The following is a 4598-nucleotide window of genomic DNA, read 5'->3' as shown; positions in this document are numbered from 1 at the left end:
GTTTTATGGAGATAAAGACTGATCGATGTACTGTCCGTCGATTTGAAAAAGAAGATCTTGACGATTTTATACAATATAGAAATGATGAAAACTGGATGCAATTTCAAGGTTTCAAAGGATTGACTAAGCAAATGTATGCTAAAGAATTACTTAGCGAACCCTCTTTTTTAAAAGGTGTTCAACTTGCTATAATCAACAATACAACTAATCGATTGATTGGTGATATTTATTTAAAAAGGGAAAATTACACGTTTTGGATTGGATACACTATAAGTCCTCTTCACGCTAAGCAAGGCTATGCATATGAAGTACTTGTCGCAATTATAGCCTGGCTCAAGCAAAAAGGTTGTATCAGAATAAATGCGGGCGTTTCACCTGAAAATCTAGCTTCAATCAACTTACTTAAAAAACTAAAATTTACTTTTCTTTCTTCAGATGATGGAGAACATATATATATATTGGATTTGTAAAAGATATGAAGTAATTTTCAATATCAATTCGCTTAAAATAAAATAATAATATGTATAAATAGATTTATCTTGTGAAGTGATTCACTAAATATCGTCGTTGTAAGTCCTATGCATGTAAAGAAAAGTAAAGAGTTGGATGATAATTCTCCAACTAAAAATGATGTAAAGGATGCAAGAGTTATTGCACAGTTGGTCAAAGACGGGAGATATGCTGAACCGAACATTCCGCAAGGAGTTTATGCAGAACTCCGAGTGGCTCGAAAAATACGTGATCTCTTAGCTGTTGACCTTCAAGCAGTTCAGGGGCAAATTCAAAATAATGGCTGTTAAAGAAGTGGTCATTAGAATAAATAAGTTAAATGAAAAATATGATGATTTTATCGCAACAATGGAGAGAGAAGACCTATGCCTGTTTATCGATACAGCTGCAAGGATAGCTGGATAAGATTCAGAAGAAGACATAACAGAAAAGTGAAGAGCATGGTAAAATAAATGGATAGACTTAATGAACTAGTGAGTATACCAAAATGTATTTTCAAAATTGGAGGCAATAATGGATAAGAATAAAATCATACATTTCAATAAAAGTAAAAATATGAAAGAAAATAAAGATGAACTCTTCAAAAGCAATGTTGATATAAAGGTACATCTAGGTTCGATTGTGACCGATAATGATTTTAAGGTCTATAAAAATAATTATTTTGGGTTCGAAATGACAGTACCTGACAATTGGATCACATTAGAACATGAAGAGTTGGTTAGGATTGCTCTGGAGAACTTTAATAGACTAAATATTTCTGAGACTGAAAAAAATAAAATGATTGAGACTATGACTACAAATAGCATTAGTTTATTCAGCGCAACACCATTTCCGAGAGGAACTAAACAACCATACGGCAGCAATCAGAAGCTTGATAATCCTTCCTTAAACTGTACGGCACAAAAAGTAATTATGCACCCCAATAAAACATCTTTAGATTTTATGGAAGGGATAGTAGGACAATTAAAAAGTGGAAACATGGGTGTTAAGTATGATGAAGTAAGTGATGTTCATTCTGTAATCATTAGCGGTAAAAGATTCGATGCAATTGAAGGAAAAGCATTTATCAATGATGGAAGGAATACTGTTCATACCAAATGCTATTCGATTTTAAAGAAAGGTTATCAACTTTTAATTATTACATCTTCCATTACCGAGGAGGGTTCTAAAGACCTCGATAACCTGGTTATTAATCTGGTGATAGACTGATGTAAAAAAATGACGAGCTGCCACTTCAGCAGCCTTTTAAATTTGTTCGACTAACGGAGTTTAGTTTAACAAGAGACATTTGGAAGTATGTTATATATTTAAATTAAATGTCTGGTTAAATCGAGGGTGTTTCTATTTATAAAAATAATTTGCCAAAAGTGTAATGTAGAAATTTCAAAAGAAGTAACTGAACTGGATGATTTATCATTGATTAACAAAAATGATGAGGAAGATTATATTCCTGAAGGCTATTTTGTAATTGATAATGGTGAAGAAGAAATTAGGACGAAAGGTACAATTATTATAAATCTGAAGGATTTAATCAATTCTCACTATCACCCAGACGCAGGCAGATTAAATGGGTGTTGTGGTTGTGACGGATTGGATGGCATTAATAGGGTTTGCGTGAATAACCACGAAATTGGAACCGAAAATTCAGATTGTTGGATGCCACATTTTTTATAGCGTTAGAACCATTTAGTTAAATTTGTGGAATAAAAAAGAAAATATCTTATTGTGCTAACGGGTGCTTATATTAAGGATGATGATCGCTGCGGCGGTCTTTCTTGTTGAACTTACGGGGCAGTTTAGTTGAAGAAGGATTCCGCCAACAATCCCTTGAATATATTATTTAAATAGACTTAACAGAATCTGGTGGTGAAAGATTTTATGTTATCTAATATTTCAAAGGCTTTAAGCGAAGGTGAATTTTCAAGTGATGTACTTCTAAGCTTAGATGGAATCCAAATAAATGATGATGAACTAATACTAACTATTCAAGCAACATATGAAGATGATGATGAAAAATTACAAGTATGGAAAGTTACCTGCACAGATTTTAGAGTCCATAATTTAAATGTAAACTACTTTGAAGAATTTGAAGTTTTAGATAATCATGTATTTCTATGGGAGTACAACAATAATTTAGCAGATTTGTTTTTCAAAGGAAATTGTAATGATGTAAACCAAGTTATCGGAGAATTGTATATAACTCATTCAAACATTGTGAACGATCAATTACCACTTGAAAAGTATATAAATATCAATTATCACTCCACTGATTTAAGGCATTTATTAAAACAAGGAGAAGGGTTATTTAGTAAGGGACCAGTTAATTTAATCAAGGCGTATGAAAAGGTATTGTTAGGTAATGGCTATAAAACATCAATAATTGAATTTCCTACCAAAGAAAGTACCCAATATAAAATCTTTATTTTTGGTGACTCTTATGTTGTTGCTAAAGATTTTCAGGCTATTAAAGTTTTATAAATATCTTTATTCAAATATCGGATGCAAGAGTTTTAGAAGTGTAGCTGGTGCGGCAGCTTCTTTCATCTTCAAGTAAACCAGCTAATAGTTTGTCAATATTATTCAATGAATAATTAAATTTTCTCATGCTATACTAAAAATGTGCATGCCAAAATAACCTTCCGTTATTCTAATTTTGGAAGATTTTGTTTTATTTAGTTAGATTTAGGCTCTAAGCTATATCTTGGAAAGTCGTTTTGCTTTTTAAAAGGGCAAATATCCAGAGTAAGAGTTTATTTAAACAAGCAATGACAGCTACTTTAAAAGGTTTTCCTTCTTCACGTTTTTTATCATAGAACTCTCTTTATTTCTTATTTCGAGGAATAATTTTATCACTAGTTTTGCTCTTACGACAGTCACGAATCGCACACCGAACAGCCATATACAAGGCGTGACGAAGCCTAATAGATCCTCTTTTGGTGATTCGGTTTATGGTAGCTGTAAATTTACCAGATTCGAATACACTAGGATCAACTCCAGCGAGAGCTACGAGCTTTTTAGGATCAGTAAATCGATCTATCTCTCCAATTTCTGAAATGATCGTTGCAGCGATCTTTTCACCGATACCAGGGATAGATTTGATAATATTATTTTCTTCAACTTCTTTTGCAAGGGCATCTATCTCTGACTCTAACTTGGATAGATGCTCTTTGTATTGAAGAATGATGTTTATATACATACCAATACTCAAAATATGACCCTGATACAAAGTCTTTTCAAACGGATTTCGGTCTGCGGCAGCTTTGAGTTGAATAGCTTTTTCATTGGCCCATCTGTATGAACGGCTTTTACATAATTGAGCGATTTTGTCAGCTATGGTTTCTATGCTTGCCTCTAATATATCTTCAGAAGAGGGAAACTCTGAAAAAGTTAACAATGATACTACTGAATATAAGTCGCCAAAAACACCTCTGTATTCAGGGAAGACCTGGTCTAGAATGGCTTGAAATTGTAGCTTTGTCTGAATCAATACACCAGTAATATTTTCGTGCTGTCTTGTAAGATTTCCAAGGTTTAACAGCTGCACACCACGCTTCTTATACGGCTCTAAATCCTCCTTATAAAACAGCTCGCAGAGATGGTAAGCATCTATCGCATCTGTCTTTACTTTCAGAAGACTTGAACTTTTAGCCTTATAAGAAATCAATGAATTAATAATAATCATTAAATATCCACGGTCCTCTAAGTATTGATCAATAGAGGAGTGATAATGTCCTGTTGCCTCTAAAACAACAGGTGGTTTCTTACCAGATTCTCTCTTAACCACCTCCAACAAGTAAATCAAGACCTTCAATAGTATGAGAAACTTTTAAACTCTTACGATATGGTTTGCCTTTATTTAAAAATGCCTGAACCTGACTTTCTCCTTTTGAAACATCCAGACCAATGTCTGGATTCATTTTAAAATCCTCCTCCTAAACTAGTAATTTGCCAGTAGCCCTAATTCCTTCATGCAGTATCACAACTTGGCTTGTTATACGAGATCTAAGTCCCTACCAGCCTCAATCATGTTTCTACAAGTAGGGGGCGAACCGTTTAGCTGACGGGGTCAAAGCCCCACGGGCAGTTAC

Annotated in this window: 5 protein-coding genes and 2 pseudogenes; 6 read left to right on the top strand and 1 reads right to left on the bottom strand. The window is 33.6% G+C overall.

Annotated features, from left to right (window positions below):
- From V7077_RS27655 to V7077_RS27630, 6 genes and pseudogenes are all read left to right on the top strand, one after another.
- A partial coding sequence (locus V7077_RS27655) for a GNAT family N-acetyltransferase (RefSeq protein WP_335507962.1) occupies positions 1 to 470 on the top strand: 470 nt, incomplete at its 5' end.
- 87 nt (positions 471 to 557) lie between these two features.
- Positions 558 to 788, top strand: a pseudogene (locus V7077_RS27650) (IS110 family transposase); the annotation flags it as partial.
- A gap of 1 nt (position 789) precedes the next feature.
- Positions 790 to 915 (top strand): hypothetical protein, encoded by a 126-nt coding sequence (locus V7077_RS27645; RefSeq protein ID WP_335507968.1) that lies wholly within the window; start codon positions 790 to 792, stop codon positions 913 to 915.
- A 108-nt stretch (positions 916 to 1023) separates the two neighbouring features.
- A complete protein-coding gene (locus V7077_RS27640; protein ID WP_335507960.1) occupies positions 1024 to 1719 on the top strand; it encodes a hypothetical protein in 696 nt (231 codons plus the stop codon).
- Positions 1720 to 1926: 207 nt separating this feature from the next.
- Positions 1927 to 2184 carry a hypothetical protein gene (locus V7077_RS27635; protein ID WP_335507958.1) on the top strand — a complete coding sequence of 86 codons (258 nt, stop codon included), beginning with the start codon at positions 1927 to 1929 and terminating at the stop codon, positions 2182 to 2184.
- Positions 2185 to 2388: 204 nt separating this feature from the next.
- Positions 2389 to 2988: a hypothetical protein gene (locus V7077_RS27630; RefSeq protein ID WP_335507956.1), complete on the top strand. Its 600-nt coding sequence runs from the start codon at positions 2389 to 2391 to the stop codon at positions 2986 to 2988.
- Between the two features lie 211 nt (positions 2989 to 3199).
- On the opposite strand, the pseudogene V7077_RS27625 reads toward V7077_RS27630, so the two are convergent.
- Positions 3200 to 4427: pseudogene (locus V7077_RS27625) on the bottom strand (IS110 family transposase).
- Positions 4428 to 4598 lie beyond the last annotated feature (171 nt).

The sequence above is a fragment of the Neobacillus vireti genome, assembly GCF_036962465.1.
Lineage (GTDB): Bacteria > Bacillota > Bacilli > Bacillales > Cytobacillaceae > Neobacillus > Neobacillus vireti_B.
The sequence above is the reverse complement of the archived record's forward strand: the minus strand, read 5'-3'. Positions and strand labels throughout refer to the sequence as shown.

Bases quoted from the DNA above. Each gene is read 5' to 3' on its own strand.
- V7077_RS27645 (WP_335507968.1), top strand. From the start codon at position 790: ATGGCTGTTAAAGAAGTGGTCATTAGAATAAATAAGTTAAATGAAAAA.
- V7077_RS27640 (WP_335507960.1), top strand. From the start codon at position 1,024: ATGGATAAGAATAAAATCATACATTTCAATAAAAGTAAAAATATGAAA.
- V7077_RS27630 (WP_335507956.1), top strand. From the start codon at position 2,389: ATGTTATCTAATATTTCAAAGGCTTTAAGCGAAGGTGAATTTTCAAGT.